The 25271-nt window shown below is 57.6% G+C and carries 21 protein-coding genes; 9 read left to right on the top strand and 12 right to left on the bottom strand.

The window, feature by feature from the left end; genetic code table 11:
* The first annotated feature begins 168 nt into the window (after nucleotides 1–168).
* Both H7B67_RS00640 and H7B67_RS00645 read left to right on the top strand, forming a co-directional pair.
* Nucleotides 169–2007: a sensor histidine kinase gene (locus H7B67_RS00640; protein WP_185117873.1), complete on the top strand. Its 1839-nt coding sequence runs from the start codon at nucleotides 169–171 to the stop codon at nucleotides 2005–2007.
* 3 nt (nucleotides 2008–2010) lie between these two features.
* Complete coding sequence (locus H7B67_RS00645; RefSeq protein WP_185117874.1) at nucleotides 2011–3582, top strand: response regulator; 1572 nt, start codon at nucleotides 2011–2013, stop codon at nucleotides 3580–3582.
* 51 nt (nucleotides 3583–3633) lie between these two features.
* On the opposite strand, the gene H7B67_RS00650 is transcribed toward H7B67_RS00645, so the two are convergent.
* On the bottom strand, nucleotides 3634–3834 hold the full coding sequence (locus H7B67_RS00650; protein WP_245363777.1) for a hypothetical protein: 201 nt from the start codon (nucleotides 3832–3834) through the stop codon (nucleotides 3634–3636).
* A 229-nt stretch (nucleotides 3835–4063) separates the two neighbouring features.
* Between H7B67_RS00650 and H7B67_RS00655 the strand changes: the two genes are divergently transcribed.
* Entirely contained in the window at nucleotides 4064–6694 is a 2631-nt protein-coding gene (locus H7B67_RS00655; protein WP_185117875.1) for a family 16 glycosylhydrolase, read from the top strand.
* Between the two features lie 49 nt (nucleotides 6695–6743).
* Here H7B67_RS00655 and H7B67_RS00660 read toward each other — a convergent pair whose 3' ends face one another.
* Nucleotides 6744–7889, bottom strand: coding sequence for a glycosyltransferase family 4 protein (locus H7B67_RS00660; protein WP_185117876.1), 1146 nt, complete (start codon nucleotides 7887–7889; stop codon nucleotides 6744–6746).
* A gap of 12 nt (nucleotides 7890–7901) precedes the next feature.
* The gene (locus H7B67_RS00665) at nucleotides 7902–8108 is read right to left on the bottom strand and encodes an amphi-Trp domain-containing protein (RefSeq protein ID WP_185117877.1); all 207 of its coding nucleotides are present in this window, start codon (nucleotides 8106–8108) and stop codon (nucleotides 7902–7904) included.
* Between the two features lie 151 nt (nucleotides 8109–8259).
* Here H7B67_RS00665 and H7B67_RS00670 point away from each other — a divergent pair, with 151 nt between their 5' ends.
* Together H7B67_RS00670 and H7B67_RS00675 are read left to right on the top strand one after the other, a co-directional pair.
* Nucleotides 8260–9306: a CotS family spore coat protein gene (locus tag H7B67_RS00670; protein ID WP_185117878.1), complete on the top strand. Its 1047-nt coding sequence runs from the start codon at nucleotides 8260–8262 to the stop codon at nucleotides 9304–9306.
* Nucleotides 9299–10309, top strand: coding sequence for a CotS family spore coat protein (locus tag H7B67_RS00675; protein WP_185117879.1), 1011 nt, complete (start codon nucleotides 9299–9301; stop codon nucleotides 10307–10309). Before H7B67_RS00670 ends, H7B67_RS00675 begins: the two co-directional genes overlap by 8 nt.
* Before the next feature lie 85 nt (nucleotides 10310–10394).
* On the opposite strand, the gene H7B67_RS00680 is transcribed toward H7B67_RS00675, so the two are convergent.
* The 8 genes from H7B67_RS00680 to H7B67_RS00715 form a co-directional block, all read right to left on the bottom strand.
* Entirely contained in the window at nucleotides 10395–11654 is a 1260-nt protein-coding gene (locus tag H7B67_RS00680) for an ABC transporter permease (protein WP_185117880.1), read from the bottom strand.
* Nucleotides 11644–12408: an ABC transporter ATP-binding protein gene (locus H7B67_RS00685; RefSeq protein WP_185117881.1), complete on the bottom strand. Its 765-nt coding sequence runs from the start codon at nucleotides 12406–12408 to the stop codon at nucleotides 11644–11646. The genes H7B67_RS00680 and H7B67_RS00685 overlap by 11 nt, the downstream gene beginning before the upstream one ends.
* 201 nt (nucleotides 12409–12609) lie before the next feature.
* On the bottom strand, nucleotides 12610–13842 hold the full coding sequence (locus H7B67_RS00690) for an S-layer homology domain-containing protein (RefSeq protein ID WP_185117882.1): 1233 nt from the start codon (nucleotides 13840–13842) through the stop codon (nucleotides 12610–12612).
* A 215-nt stretch (nucleotides 13843–14057) separates the two neighbouring features.
* Nucleotides 14058–15680 (bottom strand): DEAD/DEAH box helicase, encoded by a 1623-nt coding sequence (locus tag H7B67_RS00695; protein ID WP_245363776.1) that lies wholly within the window; start codon nucleotides 15678–15680, stop codon nucleotides 14058–14060.
* A 40-nt stretch (nucleotides 15681–15720) separates the two neighbouring features.
* Entirely contained in the window at nucleotides 15721–16503 is a 783-nt protein-coding gene (locus H7B67_RS00700) for an SDR family NAD(P)-dependent oxidoreductase (protein ID WP_185117883.1), read from the bottom strand.
* A gap of 79 nt (nucleotides 16504–16582) precedes the next feature.
* The gene (locus H7B67_RS00705; RefSeq protein WP_185117884.1) at nucleotides 16583–17041 is read right to left on the bottom strand and encodes a chemotaxis protein CheX; all 459 of its coding nucleotides are present in this window, start codon (nucleotides 17039–17041) and stop codon (nucleotides 16583–16585) included.
* Between the two features lie 175 nt (nucleotides 17042–17216).
* Nucleotides 17217–17825 carry a PadR family transcriptional regulator gene (locus H7B67_RS00710; protein ID WP_185117885.1) on the bottom strand — a complete coding sequence of 203 codons (609 nt, stop codon included), beginning with the start codon at nucleotides 17823–17825 and terminating at the stop codon, nucleotides 17217–17219.
* A gap of 4 nt (nucleotides 17826–17829) precedes the next feature.
* Nucleotides 17830–19389, bottom strand: a complete 1560-nt coding sequence (locus H7B67_RS00715; protein WP_185117886.1) for an MDR family MFS transporter — start codon at nucleotides 19387–19389, stop codon at nucleotides 17830–17832.
* 202 nt (nucleotides 19390–19591) lie between these two features.
* On the opposite strand from H7B67_RS00715, the gene H7B67_RS00720 reads away from it, so the two are divergent.
* The 4 genes from H7B67_RS00720 (at nucleotide 19592) to H7B67_RS00735 (ending at nucleotide 22889) form a co-directional block, all read left to right on the top strand.
* A complete protein-coding gene (locus tag H7B67_RS00720) occupies nucleotides 19592–20494 on the top strand; it encodes a LysR family transcriptional regulator (protein ID WP_185117887.1) in 903 nt (300 codons plus the stop codon).
* A gap of 51 nt (nucleotides 20495–20545) precedes the next feature.
* Entirely contained in the window at nucleotides 20546–21361 is an 816-nt protein-coding gene (locus H7B67_RS00725; protein ID WP_185117888.1) for a histidinol-phosphatase, read from the top strand.
* 231 nt (nucleotides 21362–21592) lie between these two features.
* A complete protein-coding gene (locus H7B67_RS00730; protein WP_185117889.1) occupies nucleotides 21593–22495 on the top strand; it encodes a DMT family transporter in 903 nt (300 codons plus the stop codon).
* 85 nt (nucleotides 22496–22580) lie between these two features.
* Nucleotides 22581–22889, top strand: coding sequence for a winged helix-turn-helix transcriptional regulator (locus tag H7B67_RS00735; RefSeq protein WP_185117890.1), 309 nt, complete (start codon nucleotides 22581–22583; stop codon nucleotides 22887–22889).
* A 400-nt stretch (nucleotides 22890–23289) separates the two neighbouring features.
* Here the strand turns inward: H7B67_RS00735 and H7B67_RS00740 are convergent, their stop codons facing one another.
* Complete coding sequence (locus tag H7B67_RS00740) at nucleotides 23290–25266, bottom strand: methyl-accepting chemotaxis protein (protein WP_185117891.1); 1977 nt, start codon at nucleotides 25264–25266, stop codon at nucleotides 23290–23292.
* Nucleotides 25267–25271 lie beyond the last annotated feature (5 nt).

Below are 25271 nucleotides of genomic sequence, written 5' to 3' on the forward strand. Positions count from 1 at the left end.
CCCTCTCAAGGGCGGCCGGTATTGTCGGCTTTCCGTCGGCTTTCCGTCGACTTTCCGTCGGTTTTCCATCGGCTTTCCATCGGCTTTCCTCCCGCTTCTCCTTTGGGCTTCCCTCCTTCCGGTCGATTTGCCAAATATGGTATATTACGGAGGTGGGGGGGCATCCGAATGAGAGACATGCTCGCTAGATTAAGAAAGCTGTACCGCAATTCCCGCATCTCCCATAAGCTGATTCTGGCCTTCAGCCTGGCGATCGCGGTCCCGGCCATCCTGGTCTCCTTTCTCTTTATCCGCACGCAGGAGACTCAGCTCTATAAGGAAGCGATGGCCGCAGGCTCCAGCCATGTCGCCCGGCTGAACGAGCAATTGCGCAGCCGGCTGGACGTTCTTGCAAACGCTTCCTCAACCGTGCTGACTCAGAAAGCCTTCATCGATTATATTCACTCCGATATGCTCGGGGACGGCCTCCGCCTCGTCAAATTCAAGCAAAATCAATTCGAGCAGCTGCATAACATCGTCCAGAGCCATGAGATGGTCGGCGAGCTCAGCTTCTACGTCGACAACCCGAACCTGTACGAGATTTGGCCGGAAATCTACCGTTACGACCGGTTCGAGCCGCAGGATTATTGGCTGACCTTGCGAGACGAGGGCGGCGCGGCGTTCCGTCTCTTCTCCTTGCGGGACGGCGAGCATACCCTTTCCTACTATCGGTTGGTGCGCCTGCCGAATCAGCAGCGCAAGCTTCCTACCATTATGGAGATTCGCTCGGAGCACGGCACGTTCTTCGCCAATCTGCTGGAAGAGACCGAAGGGGACTTCTTCTCCGTCGTAATGGACGCCGAGGATCCCTCCCGAATCATCTATCATCCGAATCATGCCTTCACCCGGAACGCCGGGGAGGATCTGAATGTCATTCTGAGCCGAGTCCACGAGCGGCTCGATGCTCTGCAGCAGGACGATCCCGTTAAGGTACGCGTTGGCGATCACACTTACTACGCGCTGTACCGCTACATTGCTCCGCTGAACGCCTACGTGATGGACATCGCTTCCCATCAGGCTCTCATGGAGGGCCCGCGCAGCTGGTACGCGATCGTCCTGGCGATAACCCTGGTCGTGCTGCTGCTCATCATGCTGCTCGTTACGTTTACGACCCGCCGTATTTTCCGGCGGTTGGACAGCGTGCTGATCTCCATGCGCAAGGTGCGCCGGGGCCAATTGGACGCGAAGATCGACACCGGCCTGGGAGCGAACGAAGCCGGCGACGAGATCGACGAGGTAGCCATCAGCTACAACAACACGCTGGACGAGATTAAGCGCCTGATGACGCAGGTGGTGGATAAGCAGCTGATCGCCAAGAACGCGCAGCTTCATTCGCTTCACTCGCAGATCAATTCGCACTTTCTCTATAACGCGCTGGAATCCATTCGAATGAAAGCGGAGGTGCAGAGGCAGCCCGCTATCGCCGATGCTCTCGTCTCCTTGGGCTCGCAGCTCCGCTACAGCATGCAGTGGCGCAGCGACACCGTGACCCTCGGCGAGGAGCTGGCCAACATTCGCAGCTATATCCATTTCATCAACTTCATGGATGGCGGCAGCATCGGCTTGACGGCGGATCTCCCCCAAGAGGTGCTTCGTTACGCGATCCCGAAGATGTGCTTGCAGCCCATCGTCGAGAATGCCGTCCATCATGCGGTTCCTCCCGGCGGAAGCGTGCGCATTCAAATTAGCGTCCGCGTGGAGGAGGATCGTCATCTTCTCATCGAGATCCGGGACGACGGCGCTGGCGTCGATCCGGAGGTTCTGGCCCGCCTGCAGGCCGCTCTGCTGGACGATTCGGATAAGCCGATCGTCGCGGGCAACAACGGGCTCGGCTTGGAGAACGTGCACAAGCGTCTCCAGCTCCATTACGGCAAGGACTGCGGCTTATGGATGGACAGCGTGCTAGGAGATTACACGAGCGTAACTCTACGATTGCCTTGGGAAAATGTAAATTTGGGAGGTTGGTAGGAGATGATCGGCATCCTTGTTGTGGACGATCAGAAGCATATCCGCGACGGCCTGCAGGCGATGCTGCGCCAATTCCCTCTTCCGCTTGACGGCCTTTATGGGGCCGCTAACGGGATCGAGGCGCTGCAATTGCTGCGCGAGCACAGCATCCAGCTCGTGATCACCGATATCCGGATGCCCGATATGGACGGCCTTGCGCTGATGGAGCGAACCCGGGAAGAACGCATCAAGGTCGATTACCTGATCATCAGCGGCTACGGCGATTTTGCCTATGCGCAGCGGGCCATCGCCCTTGGGGCCAAGGGCTACCTGCTCAAGCCCGTGAAGCGGGAGGATCTTCAAGCCTCGGTTGAGAAAGCGGCGCAAGAGATTCAGACCCGGCTGGAGCTCTCCCGCAACATGAAGCACGTCTCCCGCCGCGCCCGCGAAACCGACCGCAAGGAGCTGCGCTTGTTTATGCAAGGCGCGGTTAACGATGAGGCGTGGATTCGGCATACCGAGCAGCAGTTGCCGGAGCTGTGGAGCCGCTATCGTCTCTGCCTGCTGCGGGAGGAACGGCGGATTAACCAACCGGGAGCCGTCGGCGCCCACAGCATGGAGTCCATTGCCTATCAGGTCTACGGCAAGCAGGGCTGCTTGTGCCTGCAGCGCCAGCCCTACCTGATTCTCGCGGTCGATGCAAGCGTGGATACGGGGGCTTTGCCGGCCGCGCTCCAGTCCGTACAGGTAGACGCCGTCCTCGCCATGACCGGCCCGCGGAAAGGCTTGAGAGAGCTGCCCGGCGGCTACGCGCAAGCGCTTGAGCTATACCGGCACAGCTACCTTTTCCCGGATGTCCGCTGCCTCCTTCCCTCGCATCTCGAGCGGCTGGAGCCGCAATGGCAGCTTCCCTATGAAGAGCTCTATGCCCTTTTCCAACTAATCGGAACCGACAACGGCTCCCGAATCGCGCAAGGCCTCTCCATGCTCTTCCGCAAGGAGGTGCTGCAGCGTTATCCCATCCGGTACACGCTGCAGCTCAGCCGCGCCGCGGTCGGGATGATGGAAGAGTACGAGCGAGTCATCCGTCCCTACATGGGAGAGAACGCCCTCGATCTCGACTGCTTGCGCAGTCTGTTCGACTATCCGGGCATCCGCGCATATATTCAGGCTCTGCAGCAGCAGCTTCTCCGGCTGAATCAGTTCTATTACGAATACAAGTGCAGCTATCGCCATTCGCAGGACCTGAACGAAGCGATCCGGTTTATCCACGAAAGCTACCATAAGCCGCTGGACCTCGCGATGGTCTCGAATCACGTGTCGCTCAACTACGCCTACTTCTCCAACCTGTTCAAGAAGAACGTGGGCAAGGGCTTCGCCGAATACCTGCGGGACGTGCGCCTGGACAAAGCCCGGCGGCTGCTGGCCGAGACCGATCGCAAGATCGTCGAGATCGCCTCCATGGTCGGGTACGAGAGCTACAAGAGCTTCACGCGCGCCTTCCGGGAGACGATGCACATGCAGCCCACGGAATACCGGGAACGAATGCGGCAGCAGGCGGACAGCGAGGAAGAGGTACGGGACACGGCTCTCTGATCCGGTATAACAGCAGAGGCGCCCTGCGACGGGGCGCCTTTATTGCTTTTGTTACTTTTTATGAGCATGATAATCTTCCCACAGCGGACCTATGTATTTCTCCAATGTATTCACAATGCCGTCTCGCTGGTCCAGAGCGATATTGCCTGCGTCGTTCGCGATATCGTTCCTCACTCGAATGAGAACATATAAAGGGGGGAACCCTGCCTCGCGCAAAGCCTTGATCATGGTTTCTTCCTGCGGCGTAATCATATCGAATGCCCCTTTCCTAGCCGTTGAACTTTCTCTCATTATATAGCCTGACGCTAATGTCAGAGTCAATCGGGTAAACGCGAAACCCAAAATAATGCGCCACCATCAAAACTCTCGCACCTATTCATCCGATTGTCCCTCTCGCTAGAATAAAGGTGTCTCCCTGTTGAAAGCGGTTTCCGACGCCATCAAAAAGGGGACGCCATTTTCTATTTAAAGGAGGGTAATTATGAAGAGTTTTATCCATCCGGGGAAAAGGGGCACGAGGAAGGCGCTGCGTCTGCTGCTCGCGTTCGTCCTGCTGGCGGGCAGCGGGCTTGTTCCGACTTCATGGCTCCGGGGAGCCGAAGCTGCCGGAACGACCGTTACGTCCATGGCTTACTTCTCGGCATCGGACGGCCCCGTCATCTCCAAGTCGGGAGTCGGCCAGGCAAGCTACGGCTTCGTCATGCCGATCTTCAACGGAGGCGCCGCTACTTGGACCGACGTAGCCGACGATGTGGGCGTCAAGGTCAAATCGGGAGGCAACTGGGTCGATATCGACAGCGTCGGCGGATTTGTCTATAACCAGAACTGGGGCCACTGGAACGATGGCGGCGTCTACGGCTATTGGTTCACTCTCTCCGCGACGACGGAGATCCGGCTCTATTCCAAGGCGAACGGGGTTACACTCGATTACACGCTCGCGTTCACGAACATCAACACGACCACGATCACGTCGATGACGCCGACGCAAGGACCTCAGCTCACGGCGGGCTTCACGGGCGGCGCCGGGTTTACGTACCCTATTTTCAACAATAATGCCTCCATTCCCTATGCGGCCGTCGCCGACGACCTGAAGGTGTACGTCAAGCCGGTAACCGGCAGCACCTGGATCGACATCGACAACAACGCGGCCAGCGGCTGGATCTACGACGTCAACTTCGGCCAATTCACCGATGGGAGCGGCGGCTACTGGTTTACCGTGACGGAATCCATCAACGTGAAATTGGAATCTATCAGCTCGGGCGCCAGCTTGATTTATACGATCACCTTCAATGTGCCCGTTAGAAACTCCTACAACCTAACTCCTTATGACGGAACGACATATACGGCCGATGCGAACGGCGCCATCGGCATCCCGCTGCCTAAGATCGACGGGGGCGCTCCGATCGGGACCGAGCTCGGCAAATACGTCTATCAAATCTACCGCAACGGACAATGGGTCGAGCTGAGCAATTCGGCTCTGAGCAGCTTCGTCTACTCCGGCAACGGCTACAACAACATGTCCGCCGCCAACCAATGGGGATACTGGGCCGACTATATCTACGGGCTCTGGTTCCAGCCTATCCAGGAGGATATGCAGCTTCGGATCGGCTACCCCTTGAACGGGCAGCTGGGAGGCAGCGTCGGCAACAACTGGGTGACCTACAGCTTTATCGGCAATCCGAACGCTCCCCGTCCCGACGTCTCGGATCAAGGCGATATCGAGATCGGAACGCCGAGCGACCCGTCTATCGCGGGAATGGATCTCGTCTGGCAGGATGAGTTCGGCGGCACCGCGCTCGACACGAGCAAGTGGAACTACGAGCTCGGCTATTACATCAGCAACGATCCGAACAGCTGGGGCTGGGGCAATGCGGAGCAGCAGCATTATACGAACAGCTCCCAGAACGTATTCGTGCAGAACGGATCGCTGAACATTCGGGCGCTGAACGACCCGCAATCGTTCCCTCAGGATCCCAACCGGATAGCGCAATATTCTTCCGGCAAGATCAACACCAAGGACAAATTCTCCTTCCAGTACGGAAGAGTGGACATTCGGGCGAAGCTGCCGACCGGCGATGGCATCTGGCCGGCGCTCTGGATGCTTCCGGAGGATTCCGTCTACGGCGCTTGGGCCGCGTCCGGCGAAATCGACATCATGGAAGCCAAAGGACGCCTGCCCGGCACGACGAGCGGCGCCGTCCACTTCGGCGGCCAATGGCCCGTGAACCAGTACATCGCAGGCGAGTACTACTTCCCTTCGGGGCAAACCTTCGCGAGCGATTACCACGTGTACTCGATGGTCTGGGAAGACGACAACATCAAGTGGTACGTGGACGGCAAGTTCTTCTTCAAGGTCACGAGCGCCCAATGGTATTCCGTCGCCGCTCCGAACGATCCGGACGCTCCGTTCGATCAACCGTTCTACCTCATCATGAACCTCGCCGTAGGAGGATACTTCGACGGTCTCCGGACTCCCGACCCGTCCGATATCCCCGCGACGATGCAGGTCGATTATGTGCGAGTCTACGAAGAAGGCAGCGGCGGCCAGAATCCCGGGAACGTCGCGGTTACCGGAGTCACGGTCAGTCCGTCGTCCGCTCAGGTGGAAGTTGGGCAAAGCGTGCAATTAAACGCCGCGGTGGCTCCTTCCAACGCGACGAACAAGCAAGTCTCCTGGTCCGTCTCGAACTCCTCCATCGCTGCCGTGAGCTCGAACGGCCTCGTGACCGGAGTCGCTCCGGGCACGGCAACCGTTACGGCGACTACGGCGGATGGCAGTTTTACGGCCAGCTCGACCGTCACGGTCGTGTCTCCTCCTTCCACCGTTTACGTCGTCGGCGACTCCGTGAAGGGACTCAAAATAATCGGAGATAACCTGCAGTTCTACGTGAACGGCGCCACCTTCGCGGATTTGCACTATATCGTCAACGGAGGCGTGCAGTTGAACGTAGCGATGACCCCAACGGGCAACGGCAACTTCGCCTATCCGGTCAACAATCTGCAGGACGGGGATACGGTCCAGTACTTCTTCACCTATAATCCGGGGCAAGGAGCTCTGGATACTCCATGGCAAACTTACGTTCATGGGGTGACTCAAGGGGTTCCGGAGTAAGACTCCTTTAACAAGCGAGGGGAGACGACTTGTCCCCCCTCGCTTGTTTTTATTTCGTAATCCGTTCATATACCGCTTTAATGTCGTTCCCCAACCGGTCGAAAGTAAAATTTCTCTTGGCGGATAAATATCCTGCATAGGCTAGCGCACTGGCTTCGTCTTCATTTTGAAGCAGCCTGAAGATGGAATGGGCGATCGCTTCGGGCTGGTTATATTCCGAGTTAGAGAGAACCAGGCCGTTCCAACCGTGCTGAACGACTTCCGTGTTGCCCCCGCGGTCCGTCGTCAGGATCGGGAGACCCGAAGCCATGGCTTCATAATGCACTCGCGCCAAAGGCTCGTTCCACTGCGAAACGCAAACGAACAGATCCGCCATGGCATAGAAATCCGGAACCCGGGAAGGAGGGACGAAACGGGCAAACTTAACGTTATTCGGGATAGACCGAGCTAAGTCGTGCAGGGAGTCCACGTATTTATTCGTTTCGTTCGTGCCGAACCACTTGCTGCCCACGATCAGAAGCATCGCGTTCGGATGCTTGGCGGCCACGATCTCCATGGCTTGAATGAGCAGATGGACGCCTTTTACTTTGCTTAATCTTCCGACGAACAAGATCACCTTGCGACCCTTAAGACCGAACTCTTCGCGCAGTCGAATCCTTTTCTCCCGGACCGCTTCGTCCATCCAATAAGGACGATACCTTTGCATGTCGACGGCCGAATAAATCGGATAGGTCTTCTCCTCCGCATGGGGAAACCGATCAATGACCGTGTTTTTGATGTATTGGCTGATGGTAACGATTGCATGACAAAGGGTCACGACGCGGTTCCCTCTAAACGTCGATATTTTGTTCTCCGCCATCATCTCATTGTGCAAGGATAGAATGAGTTTGCTTCGGGGGGAGGCATGGTGGTAATTCAGAATAAAATGAGGGCGATTAAACACGTGCAGAATATCATAGGAATGGCGCTGGAGATGATCGAAGACATGATGCTCGTACAAAGTCCGATCGAACCGGAAATACGTTACCCGGTCGCTAAACTCGAATTCCGGCAGACTTTCATGCTTCACGCTTAGAACCGTCACTTCATAATCGGTCGATAAATAAGGGAGCACTCCCTCGATATAGGTTTGGATAGCTCCCCCCACCACAGGCGGAACAGGATTCATCTCAGTGGAGATAAGAGCGACCTTCATCGGATTTGCCTCCTAACCGTCCATCCACTCCATCTTGATAGACAGCTTATTTTCTCCCAGCTCGTTTTTGAAACTGATCTTAAACTCCACGTCTTGAACCGGCATGGCCACTTTTTCGCCCCGAATGACAAGCCCGTCCCCTTCTATTTGGTTTACCATCTGCTGAAGAAACTTAGCGAACTGCTTGCCGTTTCCTACAAATTCCTCCTCTAACTTCATGATGCTCACTTCCTTTTAATAGATTGAAATATGATACGTAAAATCCATGAGAATGCTACAAAAATAGTCTTGAATACAAGTGTAAAAATACAAGCAAAATATCCTTGCCGTTCATAGATTGATGGAAATAAGAGAGAAAGGAAGATCATCTATGGATGCTAGCTTCTCGGAAGTTGCCAATAAGGCCGTTTCCCATTATCCGATTAAGGCGGACAAGATCATGCTGCTGTCCTTCAAAGGACCGAAATCCGTATGGGCGATTCAAACCGACGCGGGCGAGGCGATACTCAAGAAGATTCCCATCAGCGAGGAACGTCTGAAATTCATGATTCACGCCATCGAATATCTTAAGGGCAACGGGGTCCGCACACCCGGCGTGTTCCGAACGAAGACGGGCGAATCTTACGTTCGCTCGGATGGCGAGAACTTCATTCTGCTGGAAGCGATCCGCGGAAGATCTCCCGAATATGAAATCGAAGAGGAGCTTCTCTTGGTCTTAAAAGGCATGGCGCTCTTCCATAAAGCCTCTCGAGGAATCGAAGTTCCGCCCGGCACGAAGGCCACTTCGCATTTGGGAGAATGGAACGAGGACTTCGCAAAGAGAATAAACCAGTTGGAACAATGGCAACAGGAACGGTCGCGCGCAACGCACAAGACGGAGTTCGATGTTCTTTTCCTGAAGCATGCCGATGCTTTGCTTGAGCAAGCCCGGTCCTCCCTCGATTTGTTGGACCAGCCTCCTTATCGCCAATGGGTAGAAGCGGCGAAGACGGAGAAATGGTTAAACCACCAGGACTATGCCGCGGGCAATTTGGCCATTACGGCAACCGGCGAGCTTTATGTTTACGATATGGATTCGTTAACGTTCGACCTTCCCGTACGCGATATAAGAAAAATCCTAAACAAAGTCATGAAGAAGAGAGATCGGTGGGATCTTGAGCTCATGGTGAAGATGCTGAAGGCCTACCAGGAAGTCCATCCGCTGACCAAGGACCAGTACTCCGTGTTAATGGCGGACCTTCGTTTCCCGCATCTCTTTTACGGGCAAGTATCGAAATACTATCAGAACAGGGAACCAGGCTGGACCCCGCATAAGCACGTGAGCAGGCTAAACGATATGATTGCCGCCGAGACCAGCAAAGAAGCGGTGCTTCAGTCCTTCGAATCCCGTATAGACGAGGTGATCGGCCTTGGATGATCAACAACGGCTGCTGGAATTAGGGAAGCAATTCATGATAGAGAACTATCCCGATTGGGAAGTGTACGAGATGAACGTGATTCAGAGCGGAGGGATCAAGACCATCTGGAAGATGGAAACCTCGCAGGGGACCCATTGCCTTAAACGGATCCGCAAATCGATTCCCAGCGTCCGCTTCACGACGTCCGCGCAAGATTATTTGTACAGAAAAGGGGCATTGGTTGCCAGAATAGCCCCGACGCGCAACGGGCGGCTGTTTTTTGTCCATGAAGGGTATGCGTTGGCTCTCTACCAGTGGATAGAGGGAAGCGATCTTCAGATGGATGAGGATCCTGAACATTTAGCGTTCGGGTTAAAGGGGCTTGCCCGGTTTCATCTGGATTCCGTCGGGTACGTTCCCCCTGAGGACAGCGAGATCTCTTCGCGGATGGGAGCATGGCCGGATCATTATGAGAAGTTAATAGAAGAGCTGGCGAAATGGAAAAAGGCGGCGCAGCAGGAACGATCCCCTTTTCACCAAGCTTATTTGCAAACGGTAGATGCCATGCTGGACATGGCGAATCAGGCCTTGCGATTGCTTCAATCGTCGTGTTATGCCGAGTGGGTCGAGCAAATCGGGGATCGCGGTTATCTATGCCATCAAGATTACGGATCCGGCAATGCCCTGTTGTCCGGCCATAACGTCTATATTCTGGACCTCGACAACCTGACCTACGATATCCCTTTGCGGGATGTTCGCAAGCTGATCGTCAAGCGCATGGACGAGCTGCAGCGGTGGGAGGAAGACGAACTCCAACGAATTATCGCTTGTTATGAATCCGTATTCGCTCTAACGGAAGCCCAACGCCGAATCTTGTACATCGATTTGCTCTTCCCGCACGAATTCCACGGCGCTTCCAAAAATCCGTTTAAAAAAGGCAAAAAGGCGGAAGCCAACAAAATTATGGAGGCTTATGAGTTCGAGATCGAGAAGGCTGCTTTAATCCGGACGCTGTTATCCTAAGAACATTCGAAGGGGCCGTCCCTTAAGTCATAGACTTAGGAGACAGCCCCTTGATAATTAGCGAATAAACGGCTTCCATCTCGGCCTAATCCTCATCCTCTTCAAAGCTTTTCATCACCCGCCGGGGTAGAAGCCACCCCGTCCAGAAGAGAGCGACGGCAAGCGCGGGAATCCAGAGCGCCGGGTCGAACGGCCAATTCGGCAAGCAGGCGACGAGCCAGAGCAGCACGACCATCGCGAGTCCGCATGCGCGGGCGATGGAAGCGATGCTTCGGCCTCGCTCCTCCTGAGCCAAGGGGACGACCGAAGCGCTCTCGGCGAAGCGCACGCGGCCGAGCTCGGTAATCTGCAAGCCGCCGACGAAGAACGCGATGACGAACGTGATCAGGTCGATGACCGGCTTGCCGGCGAACGCGGTGATAAGCATAAGCAGGACGCTCCAGCGCCAGAGAGCTCCGAACGTCTCGCTGCGCAGCATCGTCTTGGCGTACAAGTAACGCCAAGCGTTCTCGCGCCTCCACGGCAGACGCTCCGCCGTCCACGCGATCCAGTTCCGGCGAGCCGGGCGGGCGAACTCGGTCGGCAGGTCGACGAACCAACCGAGGAATCGATTCCATCGGCGACGAGCCGCCCCCTCCTCCGCGATCAGGCGATCCCACGGAAGAGTATGCTTCGGCGAAAGCCGCGACAGAAGGTACCAGACGGCAACCGTCAGAACGGCAAACCCGAGCGCCAAGCCGAACGACTTCAGCAGCAACGCCGCGACGATCGCAACGACGGCCGCCCATCTCCCTAGCATCAGTCCGATGCGCCAGATGGAGTCGGCCATGCGCCGCTCCAGCCATGCCGCATGCACGTTCCATACGGCAAGCAAGGCCAACAAGCTCCCGAGCGCCCACATCGTACGGGAATCCGCCGCCGCTTCCGTCACCGGGGCTCGAACATAGAGAGGCACGAAGATCCCGAACGCGACGAGCACCCGGATCGCGCTCGAGATCATCGCCTTGCGAACGAGCGGTCTCAGAATGCCGTCGAGCACGCCGCGCTCCAGCGGGAGCACGAACACCGTGTCCGAAGGCTGGAAGTACGTTCGAAGCGGAGCATATAAACAGATAAGCGCAATGACGATCCAACCGACGATGTCGGCCGGCCAGTCTTCGGGCATGTTCATTAAGGTCCGTATGTATCCCATGACCAAAGTGATCCCGAGCGCCGACAAAACCAAGCCGAACCCGCTCTGGAAAACATACCGGAAATGAGGATAAATCTCCTGGCGGAACGCCTTCGCCCTGGACGCTCTTAGCTTGCGAAGCTCGCCGAGCTTCTCTTCTTCGTTAGCGCCCAAGCTTCGAACCCCCTCCGTGTTCGGCGCTCAGAACAAGCGTCTCGAACGCGTCGTCCAGCGTCTGGGCTCCGCCGGCCTGCTTCTTCACTTCCTCGGGCGTTCCGGAAGCGATAATACGGCCCTGGTGCAGCACGACCAGATTGTCGGCTCTTCTCTCCAGCGCGGGCAGAATGTGGGAGCTGAGCAGAATGGCGGAGCCTTGCGCGCGAGCATCGTCCAAAGCTCCCGTTAACGCCCTCGTCGCAAGCGGATCAAGCCCCAGGAACGGCTCGTCGATAATGAGCAGCGGCGGCGACACGAGCAGAGCGTTCATGAGCATGACCTTCTGCTTCATCCCTTTGGACAGCGTATCCGGCAGGTTGCCCATCGCCTTGTCCATCCGGAACGTCTCCGCCAGCTTGGCCGTGCGGCTCTCCGCCTCCCCCGGCTCGATCCCGTACGCCATCGCGGTCCAACGCAGGTGCTCGGCGACGGTCAGGTTCGGGAACAGCGACGGCTGCTCGGGCACGTATGCGCAGGAAGAGCGGAAGCGATCGCGGTCCTCCTCCAGCTTCACTCCCGCCACCCTTACCTCTCCGGAGTGGGGCAGCATAAGCCCGAGAATGTGCTTAATCGTCGTGCTCTTGCCCGCTCCGTTCAAGCCGATCAACCCGGTCATCTGACCGGGCTCGACGGTAAAGCTGATTCCGTGCAGCACGGGCCTTCTCTGGCTATACCCGCCCGTCAGCTGGTTAATCTCCAATGCCGGCGTCATGACGACTTCAACTCCTTGCCTCGTTCTTCCATATGGATTCATTATATACGAGCGGAGATCGCCGTTCAAAACAAGGGATTGCCCTCCAACCATAAACAAACCCGGCCGGAGTCCGCCGTTCCGACAATGGAACAGGCGAGCCTCCGGCCGGGCCGCGCGGGCACCAGGCCAAGGTGCTATTAGGTTAACTCTATTTGAAACTTAAGCTTGAATGGCAATCTCGGTAACGACGTTGTTCACGATCTTCAGGCTGACGACTTTGTTCGGGGCGAGCGTTCCGTCTCCTCCCGTGATCTTCACGTCGCCGGACACGTTATAGACGACCGTAGACGTCGTTCCGTTCGCGGTCTTTACGATGGACAGCGTGGCGATCTTGCCGTTCGCGTTCAGCGTGAAGAAGCTGATCGTGCCCGCATCCGCGGTCACGACGTCCTCGTCCGCGGGATCGAGAACGTCGATGAAGACGACTTTGTTCTCGTAAGTCCGGAGGAACAGCTGATCGCCCGGCTTCAGCGCGGAAGCCGCTACCTTCGTGTTGTTGCGGAAAATAAACACGTCGTTCGCCAACGCCAGGCCTACCGTCGTGCCGTCGGACTTCTTCACCGTCAGCGTGCTTCCGGACAGGCTGACGACCGTGCCGTTAATCGCTTGAGCGCTCTCTTGATCCGGGAGCTGCTCGTCCGCGCGATCCAGCAGAGCGGCGAGCTCGGCGCGGGTGACCGGCTTGTTCGGCTTGAACGTGTTGTCGGAGTATCCCGTGATGAGACCCTTCTCGACCGCGACCGCTACATAGCCGACGGAGCCGGCCGGTATCTGCTTCGCGTCCTTGAAGGAGAGCGTCGTGCCCATCTTCGCCTTCGCTTCTTCATCCAGGCCGAGCGCCTTGACGAGCAGAATCGCCGACCACAGGCGGTCCGCCGACTTCTCCGGCTGAAGCGCCGAAGTCGATTCGTCGAACAGGTCGTTCTTCAGCGCGACCGCGAGGTAGCCGACTGCCCACGAGTACTTTTTCTCGATCTTGTCGGCGTCCGTGAAGTTCAGCTCCGCGTTCATGTTCTCCGGCTTCTCCGCCTCTTCCTTCAGCCCGAGAAGGCGAACCGCCGCCACGATCGCTTCGATGCGGGAGATGGAATTGTTCGGCTTGAAGCTGCCGTCTTCATAACCGTTGAACACTTGCTTGGAAGCGAGGCGGATGATGTGGGAGTAAGCCCACTTCATGTCCTTCTCCGACAGGTCGTCGAAGTTCAGGTTGAACTGCACCTTCGACTTGTATTTATTATCCGAATTGTTGTTCTTGTTACCGTTTCCTTTACCGTCCGCGAAGGCTCCGGTTGCGCTGCCGACCAGCATCCCGACGGCCAGCGTACCGACAACGCTTTTTCTTAGGATCGGGCTTGCCAGCAAGCTTTTCTTATTCTCGTTTACAGGTGTCATACGTGCAACACTCCCTCGTCTGATATATAGTGGGGGCGCAGAACTTGCCTAGCCACCTAAGACTCGTTCCCGCCCTCGCCCTGATAACCTTCGGTCCGTTCGCGGGGAGAAGTAGGGTAACCTCGGCAAAATAAAGCGAAAGTCGCACAAAAAAAGACCTTATCCCCAGAATTGCGCTGGAAAATAAGGTCTTAAGCCCCACGATAATGCAACGATCAGGTAGGGTCGGTCGGGTTCGAGGCGTTCCGTTTCTCCTTGAGCCAACGGGGCGCTCCCTTGTTTTTGCTGTCCTTCTTGCGATCCGCTTTCGCCTTCGCTTTGGACGATAGTACCGGTTTGGCCGGTTTGGCCGGCTTCGCCGGTTTCGTCGGTTTCATCGAATGGGCCAAAGGAGCAGGCGTCGGAGTCGCCGTCTTATCGGCAGGCTCTTGCCTCTTAGGCGCCTTCCCCTCGGAAGAGAGCCGGACCGGACGAGCCTGCGTCGGCGAAGCCGCCCCCGGCTCGCGGCGCTTGGCGCCCGGCTCGGTCGCCGGAGCCCTGCGCTCCCCTCTGGCCGCGCTCGCTTTCAGAAGCTTGCCCTCCCGCAGCCTCAGCTCCTCGAAGGCAAGGCCGAGCTGCTTGCCCAGCTTGTTCACGATGAACGTCTCCTGCGGAGCGACCATCATGATCGATTGTCCCGCGCGGCCCATGCGGCCGGTACGGCCGGCGCGGTGAACATAGTGATCCGCATCGAGCGCCGGCTCGTATTGGATGACGAGCGGAAGTCCCGGCACGTCCAGTCCGCGGGCGGCGACATCCGATGCGATAAGGAGCTTCGTCTTCCCGTCGCGGAACTTCCGCATGACCTCGCCGCGCTCCTTGCCCGGCGTATCGCCGTACAGGGCGTCGACGGAGAAGCCCTCGTAGCGAAGCTTGCCGAGAAGCTCGCCGATCCGTTCGATATCGTTGACGAAGATCAGCGCCGCCGAAGGCTTCAGGTTTCGGGCGATCCGGCGGATCAGATCGATTTTGTCGCGTTTGTCGCACACCATAAAGCCATGCTTGATGGTGCTCGGCAAGCCGAGCTCCGCTCCCTCGCTCGCAGGCTCCGCTTCCCACGGATTCCGCAGCCAGCGGCTTTCCGCCTCCTTCATCGCCTCCGTTCGGGTGGCCGAGACGAAGACGATCTGCCGCTCGCGGGCGATTCCCTTAAGCAGTGACTCCACGTCGCCTTTGCCCCCGAGCGAGAACACGCGGTCCGTCTCGTCGACGACGGCCATCCGCACTTGATGAAGCGGCAGCTTGCGCAGCGAGGCGACTTCGCGAACCCGTCCCGGCGTGCCGACGACGAGCTGCGGACGGGTCTTCATCCGCTCCAACTGACGCGACAGCGCGGCGCCGCCGATCAAGGCGACCGTGCGAACGCCGAGCTCGCCGCTGTAAGTCTCCGCCACGCGGACGATCTGCATGGCGAGCTCTTGCGTCGGCGCCATCACGATCGCTTGCGTTTCCTTCTTGGAGGCATCGATCCTCTGCAGGACGGGCAGCAGATAAGCCAGCGTTTTGCCCGATCCGGTCGGAGAACGGAGAATGCCGTCGCGTCCGTCCAGCAGCGCGGGAATCGCCCTCGCTTGCACCGGCGTCGGTTCGCCGATTCCTTCCTCGGCCAGCTTAGCCGAGATTCTCTCTTCCAGTCCGAGCCCGGAGAACGCCTTCGCTGCCGCTTCTCCGGCAGCAGCCTTCGCTTCCTCTGCGGCCGTCGGTGCCGCTTCCGCCGGCTCCGGAGCGGTCATCTCCGCCTCCGTGCCCGCCGCCGTATTCTCCGGCTCATTCCCCGGGAAATTCCGATGTTCGCTCATTATGTCGACTCCCCTCGATTTCGGAGCTCTTCGCTTCCAATCACTTCTTATTCAGGATGCCCGATAACAGCTTGTCCGTCAACTTCGGGAACAGCTGAAACAGCTTGGCCCCGAAGCCGGAGATGAAGGGCATGTCCTTCTCCGGCGTACCCCGTTCGATCACTTTCACGATGGCGCCCGCCACCTGCTCCGGCTTCAGCATGAAGCTTCCGAGGTTCCGCACGTACGTTCCTTCCGGATCCGCGCGATCGAAGAACGGGGTATCGATCGGTCCCGGATTCACGGCGGATACTTTGATTCCCGTGCCTTTAAGATCCTGGCGGAGAGCGTTCGTGAAGCCGAGCAGGGCATGCTTCGACGCGGAATAAGCCGTCGACTTCGAGGTGGCCAGCTTGCCCGCGATCGAAGCGACATTCACGATATGGCCGGACCCGGCTTCCCTCATATAAGGATAAACCGCCTGACAGCAGCGAACGACGCCCAAGTAATTGACGTCCATCATCTCCCGGAACTGGGCAAGCTTCGCTTCCGGGAAAGCGACGAATTCCCCGAAGCCGGCGTTGTTGACGAGAACGTCGATGCGCCCGAACCGTTCATGGATGGAGCGCACGGCCTCGTTCACCTGCTCTTCGTCCGTCACGTCCAGCCGAACGACCTCATGCTTCCCCCGAATCCCCGCGGCAACCTTGTTCAGCTTGTCCATGGATCGGGCGGCCAGAACGACGATAGCGCCCTTTTCCGCCAGAACCCGCGCCGTTGCCGCACCGACTCCGCTCGATGCGCCGGTCAGCACGACGACTTTATTTTGCACGGAACCCTTCATTCCTCAACCCCTCCCTTCGAGTAAGGAACACAAGAAAAGCCCCTAACGGGGCTTACGAATCTAAAGGTATACGATTATCTTAAGCGATCAGCACTTGAATCTCAAGCTCTCCGATTCCATCCATAATAAGCGGAACGGCCAGCGCCTTGCCGGAAGCCAGCGAATCGAACAAGTCCGAATGGAAAATGCGCGGAGGCGTGATATCGACTTGAACGCCTTGGTTGTACAGCATCGTGCTCGCGTTGCCGCTGATCATGTTGCTGAGCTCCGAGATCGCGCTCTTGCCCATCTCGTCGATCTCCGTAATGACGAAGCCGCCCATCATGGCGGAGATAATCTTAAGGGCGACGGATTCGCTCAGGCCGAAGACGATGTTGCCGCTCATCTGCCCCGTCATTCCGATCTGAATCCAAACGTAATGATCGACAAATTGGATATCCTTCACGCTTAGCTGCCCGGTGCTGGGCTTGATCTGGACCATCTGCTCGATAACATTGCGCGCGGATTCTAGAAACGGGTTAATGAACTCTGCCTTCATGCCTGCATGCCCCCTAGTAAAATTTACCGTTCGCCAATTTCCTTCATTATACTTAAAGAAAGGGGACAAGTACACTATTTTTCTGAAACCGGAGGACTACAAGACCGCGGAACTGTCGATATATGGCGGTTCTCATTCTGAAAATGATTCCTTTGACCTAGTATCCTTTTTGACACTAGTTCGGCGTTTCTTCCTCCCCGGCAAGCCCCTCGCAAGCCGGGCTTCCTTCCTCCTGACGCCGTTCGGCGAACCTTCCTTCCAAGGCGTCGGCCAGAACGTCGCTAAGCCACTTCTCTTCGGCACGGCCGTAGCCGATCATCCCTTCGATCATGCGGGCCGAGCTGTGCGGCATGATCGCTCCGCGGAGTTCCAGCGCCTCCTCCAGCCGCCCGATTCTTTTCCGGCAGGCTTCGAGCTGGTTCCGGGCGATCTGGGCAACCCTCTCCTGGTCCGCATGCCGGAGGAACGGCATGGCCATCATCATCGGGTGCTGAGGATAGGCCGTCTTCTCCAACTGCGGATACATGAGCTCAAGCAGCTCCGCCCTTCCCGCTTCCGTAATCCGATATACCGTTCGGTCATGGCGGTTCTCGCCTTCATTCGAGGCAGCTTCGACCGCTTCGATCAAGCCGCTCTCCCGGAGCTGGTCCACGGCATAATAGAGAGAACCGTCCTGCAGCCGGAACGAGGCGTTCCAATTGCGCTTCTTCATCGTCTGGCGGATATCGTACGGATGCCTCGGCTTCTCCGTCAGCATGCCGAGCACCATTAGCTTCATCGACATGTTCTTATCCTCTGCGCGCGGACGGCTCTTGCGGCGCGGCGGCCGCCGTCGCGGCAGGAGCGCCCGTCCGCGCAAGCCGCGCGCCTCCCATCAGAATAGCGAACAGGAGAGCGGCTGCGGGCAGAAGGACCGACCATTGGAAAATAAACAGGATCGAATGCCCCAGCTTGTTCAGCAGCTCGTTAAGCACGTCCGCCGGAATGCCCATCTTCGACTGGGTAACGGGATCCAGCAGCGCTTGGCCGCCTTTGACCTGCTCCGCCATCTGCGGGCTCGCCCCCGGCAGCTCCCGTACGCCCGATTGGAAATTCTCTTTCTGCAGCGCCCCGAACACCGTGACGCCGAGCGCCGAGCCCATCGTGCGGAAGAACGTAATGAGCGAGGACGCGGAGCCCTTAAATTGAGGAGGCACGGAGTTCAGCGTCGAAATGTTCAGCAGCGAGAACGAGATGCCGATGCCCAGGCCCACCACGATCATATACAAAGTGATGACAAGCCTGGAAGAGTTCAGGTCCATGGCGAAGCCTAGCAGCGAGCAGCCGATCAGCAAGGTGAGCGCCGACAGCACCATGGAATTGCGGTAAGGGAACTTCGAGGCGACCCGGCCGCCGATCTGGCTGCTCGCGACGACGCCCAGCATCATCGGAGTCAGCACGCTGCTCGTCTCGGTGGCCGTCTTGTGGAACACCCCTTGAATAAACAGCGGAATATACGTCGCCGCCGCGATCATCACTCCCCCGTAGAGGAAGCTGATCATCATGCTGCTCGTAAAGACCCGATTCTTGAACAGCCCGAGGGCGATGATCGGTTCCTTCGCCGCTCGTTCCCTTGCCAGGAACGCCAGCAGCAGCACGCCGCTTGCCGCGAAGAACGAGATGATTTGCGCCGAATCCCATGCCCATCCGTCCGATCCTCCGAGCTCGAGCGCGAACATCAGGAACAGGACGGAAGCCGCGAGCAGAATTGCGCCGATCCAATCGATGCTTGCCTTCCGATGATTCGGCGACTCCTTGTAGCCCCGGAGAATGAACAGGAACGACAGCAGGCCGATCGGCACGTTAATGTAGAAAATCCAACGCCAGCTGATGTTGTCGGTAATGAGGGCGCCCAGGATCGGACCGAATACGCTGGACATGCCGAAGACGGCTCCGAACAGTCCCATCATCTTGCCGCGCTTCTCTTGAGGGAACAGGTCGAAGATGATCGTGAACACGATCGGCGTCAGCGCGCCCGCGCCGATCCCTTGAATCGCTCTATAAACGATTAGCTGCTCCATGTTCACGGACGTTCCGCACAGAACGGAACCGATAACGAACAGGGTAAGGCCCATGAGGAAAAACCGCTTGCGCCCGTACATGTCGGACAGCTTGCCGAAGATCGGGGTGGAGACGACCATCGCGATCATGTAAGCCGAGTACACCCAGACGAACTTGTCCATTCCGCCCAGCTTCTTGATTATTCCGGCCATGGCGGTAGACACGATGGTCTGATCCAGCGCCGAAGCGAACAGCCCCAGAAGCAGCCCCGCGATGACGAGCTTGAAGTTGCTTTGTTTGGTATCCATTTCTCATCCGCCTTTTCACGGTCATTTTACTCAAATTTGAATGTTTCCTCTGCTATTATAACTATTTAATGTAAATCTACAACGATTATTTTTTGCTCCCCTTCCCCAAATCGCCTATAATGAAGAGTAGCGCAAAATGTTTTTTATTGGGCGACAAGAATTGATAAATTTCTTTAACGAAAAGGGAGAAGGAGGCGGTTCATTGAACATCAGTCAGCTGGAAACGCTGCTTACGATCTCGAAGACGCTCAGTTTCCGCAAAGCCGGCGAGCTGCTCAATCTGACTCAGCCTGCCGTATCTGCCCAGATCAAGAGCCTGGAGGACGAATTCCGGGTCACCCTCGTCGATCGCAACCATCCGGTAACCCTGACGGATCGGGGCAAAGTATTCCTCGAGCATGCCGAACGGATGCTGACGATCGTGGAAGAGCTTAAGCAGAAGCTGTCCGATCTGGAGCACGTTCCGCAAGGGCATATTATTCTGGGGACGACGACGTCTATCGCCATACAGATATTGCCTCGGGTGCTATCTTATTTTCAGAATCAATTCCCGCTTATCAAGACTTCCATCCAGTCGATGGTGTCTTCCCAAGTTCTTGCCAGCGTGGAAAACGGTACCGTGGACATCGGCATCGGCTATCTGACCGAAAAACACCCTCAAGTGGAGACTTCCGTGCTGTATTACGACACCTTCGAGCTCGTCGTCTCTCCGAGACATCCGCTGGCCAAGATCCCGCACGTCACCATCGACATGCTGAAGGACGTGCCGCTTATTCTGCTCTCCCCGGATACGCAGGGAAGGCGATTCGCGGACCGCGTCTTCCTGAAGCACCAGCTTCAGCCCAACATCGCGATGGAGCTGAGCAGCAGCGAGGAAGTGAAGAGAATGGCCGAGCTGAACCTGGGAGCGGCTATCGTCTCCAAGCAGTCGATCTCGAACGAACTAAGAAGCGGCACCCTTAAGATGATCCCCGTTACCGAGCTTGAGGTCGCGCATCCGGTCGGCGTCATCACGAAGTCCGGCCGTTACAAGAACAGCGCGATGCGACAGTTTCTGAACGACCTCAAGGGCATGCCGGAGGATCAATTCATCGGAAGCGAATAACCCATTTTAAATCCGCTCCGTTATCGGGAGACAGCCAGGAGGCAAGCGCATATGGCAAAATTCGATCTGCACACCCATCACGACCGCTGCGGACACGCGGACGGCGTCATCGAAGAGTACATCCGTTCGGCCATCGAAGCCGGACTGACCGCGATCGGGATCTCCGATCATTCTCCCTACTTCGCTCACGTTGAGGATCGGCCTTTTCCCGGCATCGCCATGGCTCGGAGCGAATTCCCGAATTATATCGCCCAGGTGCTCGAGCTGAAGGAGCGTTACAAGGACAAAATCGACGTGCTGCTCGGCGTGGAGTCGGATTACTTCCCGGAGCATATCGAACGTTACCGAGCCGAGTACGCCAAGTACCCGTTCGATTACGTCATCGGCTCCGTTCACCAGACGAGAGGAATCAGCATCTTTAACCGCAAGCGTTGGAAAAGCCTGGAGGATGCCGTTCAGACGGTGGAGAAAAGGCATTACTACGAGCTTATCCGCGATTCCGCGAATTCCGGCGTGTTCCAGGTGCTCGGCCATATCGACGCCATGAAGGGATACTACCCCGCTTTCTCGGACATTCGGGGGGCGGAAGCGGAGATCGACGAGGCGCTTAAGGCGGTCGCGGCGAACGATATCGCCCTGGAGATCAACACCAGCGGCAAAACGAAGGACGTCGGCGGCTGGTATCCGTCGGACGAGATTCTCGAGAGGGCCTTATACTTCAACGCGGACGTGACGTTCGGGTCCGACGCCCACCTTCCTTCCCGCGTCGGGGATGAGTGGGAAGAGGTTCGGGCTCGGCTGAAGGAGATCGGGTTCGCTCGTTGGGTTTATTTTAAAGAGAAGCGGAAGATCGCGGTTCCGCTATAAGCGCAAGACGACAAGTCCGCCGGGATTCGGCGGACTTGAGCTTTGCGGCGGGACAAAAAAAAGAGAACCCTCCACCGCTGAAGGGTTCTTCAAGAATATGAAAAGGGGGTCTTGAGCTTTATTCTAGCCAAGGTGTGCGACAATGGAGTGACAGCGATATTTCAATTGTGTAACAAAATATCAAAGATGGACTAGTCAGCTCTCGATGCTCGTAAGGATGGTGTTCTCCCGTTGTTATGGTTTCTCTCCGCGATAGGCAGCGCCGTCGTCTTCGGCCTTGCCGGCCTGTTCATGAAAATCAGCCAGATGAGGGGCGGCGCATCGAATTCCCTGCTGCTGGGTCTCTATGCGGCCGGCACTTGCGGCTTCTGGGGACAAGCCCTGCTCGATAGAAGCTGGGATCCGTGGGACGTACGCGTCTGGATCGCAGGCGCGATCGTCGGGCTCGGCTCCGCCTGGGGCAATCTCCTGTTCATGAAGGCGCTCGATTACGGGCCCGCCAGCCTGACGTCGCCGCTCACGAACGCCAACATTCTGCTCGTTATCCTGATGGGAGCCCTCTGGTTCGACGAGCCGCTGGAGGTCGCAGGGATGGTCGGCGTCGCCTTCCTGCTTCTCGCGGCGATTCTTCTGGGTATCCGCGGGGAACGCTCGATCTCCATAAAGGACAATCGCTGGTACGCGCTCGTCCTGTTCGCGATGCTGCTCTTCTTCTTCCGCAACGGGGGGCTGAAGGTCACGGGTTCGATGGGGCTTGATAATACGAGCGTGCTCTGGTCAGGCTATCTATTGTCCTGGATCTGGTTCGCGGTCGCCGCCCGCAAGGAGGCGGGCGGCAGGCGCGGGGAAGATCGGATTGCGGACGGGGCGGCTTCAGTCAAGCGAGTCAAAAAAGCTTCTCACCGAACCGGCTTCCTCTGGGGGCTAGCCGCCGGGGTGTGCTCGTATGGAGGACTTCAACTTTATTCCGCTGCGCTAAGCGATGGTCCCTCCCACCTCGTCGCTCCTATTTTCGCCACGAACGGACTCGTTGTCGCGCTTGGCTCCGTGCTGCTTTACCGGGAGAGATTGACGATTCTCCAGTGGGCAGCGTTCGCGTTCCTGATGCTGGGTTTGGTGCTGGTTCGCATGTAGGCCGGTTTTGCACTTTATTTTCTATAGTATCTTCTTTCTTTTGTGCGACATATATGCTATGATATTGTAGAAAGGGGGGAGTCCGATGGACTATACCAAGATGTGCTCCAAGTATGAATCGGCGGCAGAGCTGCTGGGCAAGAAGTGGACAGGGTTGATCATCCGAGTGATGATGGGCGGCCCGAAGCGCTTCAAGGACATCAAGGAGCAAATCCCCGACATGAGCGACAAGATGTTGACCGATCGCATGAAGGAATTGGAATCCCACGGCATTATCAAACGTACGGTGTACCCCGAGATGCCGGTGCGTATTGAATACGAATTGACCGAGAAGGGTCAAGATCTGGAAGGCGTCACCAATTCGATTCAAGCTTGGGGCGAGAAGTGGCTGTAACGTAAGCAAGACCGGGCAGAGCGGACTCTGCTCGGTCTTCTTTTATTGCGGCGTTCGTGTGGTTTGCGTAAGGTTGCTTGGCTTGGTGCGTTTGTGTAGCTTGGCGCGTGGTGCGACGCCTATTGGAAGCGGGATGTGCGACTTTTCCGTGCATCTACCCTGCTTCGGCGCCTTCGGGCGGGAAGATGTACGGTTTTTCCGTGCATCTCCCCCGCTTCGACGCCCTCAAGCAGGGAGATGTGCGGTTTTTCCGTACATCTCCCACGCTTTGACGCCCTTAAGCAGGGAGATGTACGGTTTTTCCGTGTATCTCCCCCGTTTCGGCGACCTCGGGCGGCGAGATGTGCGACTTTTCCGTGCATCTCCCGCGCTCTATAACCGAGAATAGCTGCCGCCGTTCTTACTTAAATCGGTTGACCGCCTTCTCGAGCTCGTGGACGCGCTGGGACAGCTCCCCCATCTCGTCCGCGACCCGGCGCACCGCGTTGAACTGAGAGTCGGCGATCTCGGCGACGTCCTGCGAGCGGTCGGCGCTCGACTCCGAGATCGCCTCCGTCTGTTCCACCAGCGCGGCCAGCTCCTCCGTTCTCGCTCCGATCTCCTGCCCGGCGGAAGCCATCTCCTTCAGCTCGTCGCCGATCCCGGAGATGCCGGAGCGGATGTCCTCGAAAGCTTGTCCCGCCTCTTGCACCAAGTGAAGCCCGCCTTGCACCTCGCGGTTGCCTTCGTCGATTCGCTTCATGACTTTCTCGATCCGCTCGCGAATATGCTCCACCTTCGCCGAGATGTCCGCCGCGGTGGCGTCGGACTGCTGGGCGAGCATGCGGATTTCTTCCGCCACGACGGAGAAGCCGCGGCCTTGCTCTCCCGCCCGGCTCGCTTCGATGTTGGCGTTGAGAGCAAGGATGTTCGTTCTGGCCGCGATATGGGAGATCGCTTCCGCCATCTTGCCGATATCGGCCGATTGATCGACCAAGAGCCGAACCTCCTGCACGGACGAATCCACCGTTTCCGCGATTTTGCCCATCTGGCCGATCGCGCCTACGATCGTTTCGTTGCCGCTATCCGCCTTGCGCGTCGCCGCCTCGGCGGTCTCCGAGATCGACGCGGTCCGTTCCCCGATCGTGATAATGCCGTCGAGAATGCCGCGGGTAACCTCCGCGCCTCGGTTCATGCCGTCCTTCTGCGACTCGGCCCCGGCCGCCACCTCTTGGATCGATTCCGCGATCCGGTTGGCGCCTTCCGCGGCACGCTCCGCCTCGGAAGACAAGGTGTCCGCGGCAGCGGAGGTAACCGCCGCCGTCTTGCGTATTCCCGTCACGATCTCCTTCAGTTGAGCTACCATATCGCGCAGGGACCGGGCGATGGAGCCGATCTCGTCGCGCCGGCCAAGATCGTTCTCTTTAAGCTGACCTTGCAGATTGCCTTCCGTAACCTCTCCCAGAAAGCGTTCGAAACGCGTAAGCGGCACGATAATCCTTCTTCGGAGAAGATAAGAAATCAGAACGATCAGGGCGACAGCCGCGATTCCCGCCACCAAGCTCAGACGGATCATCTCCGATCGCACGGTCGCGCTCGCTTCGGCCGGAAGCAGGACGACCGTATCCGCTATGGACCCGCCGGATAAGCCCTCATGCTTGGACGTGATCTCGCTGAAGCCCTTGTCCCCCCGCTCGACCGACCGGAAGCCGGGCTCCTCGGAAGCGAGCCTGGAGCCGGGATCGGGCAGAAGGTCCATATCGGTAGTCAAAAATTGACCGCTCATCGATCGAAGCGCCAGATCTCCATTGATCAGCTCCCCTACTCGAGACAGAGCTTCTTCATCCAGCAGGCGGCCGAACATTAGAATGCCGGCCGGCGGCTTGGAGCGCGCTTCATCCGTCACGAGCGACAGCGCGACGAGCGCAAGCCCCTTCGAGGTATCCACCATCCCGAATACGTCGGCTTGCTCTTTAACCTTGGCCAGCAAGCCCTCATCGGCAAGCTTCGCGGAGTACTCCTCGATATCCCCTACCGAGTTGATGACGGTGCCGTCGAGCTCCAAGTCCGCCAGAAAATCGACTCCCGGAATGATGCCGACGGAAACGTCCATATTCTCGGCCAGCCAGGCGCTGTCCTTTTTCTCGAAGGCGGCCCGTGCATCCTCCCAGTTCGCGTTCGTAATGACGCTGCTCGACAGCTGCTCGCCCAGCTGATCCAGCAGCTTATGCGCGGATGAGCTGACGTCCAACGCATGGGAACGCTCGATTTCCCCCAGATCGGAGCTTAAAGTCTTAAAATAGTAATAACCAAGCCCGCCTAATGGCAGCATGAGGACTGCCAGCATCAGGATCAAGACTTGAACGCGAAGAGAGCGCAGCCCTCTTTGACCTCGCATGATGC

The sequence above is a fragment of the Cohnella thailandensis genome, assembly GCF_014212135.1.
Classification (GTDB): Bacteria; Bacillota; Bacilli; order Paenibacillales; family Paenibacillaceae; genus Cohnella; species Cohnella thailandensis.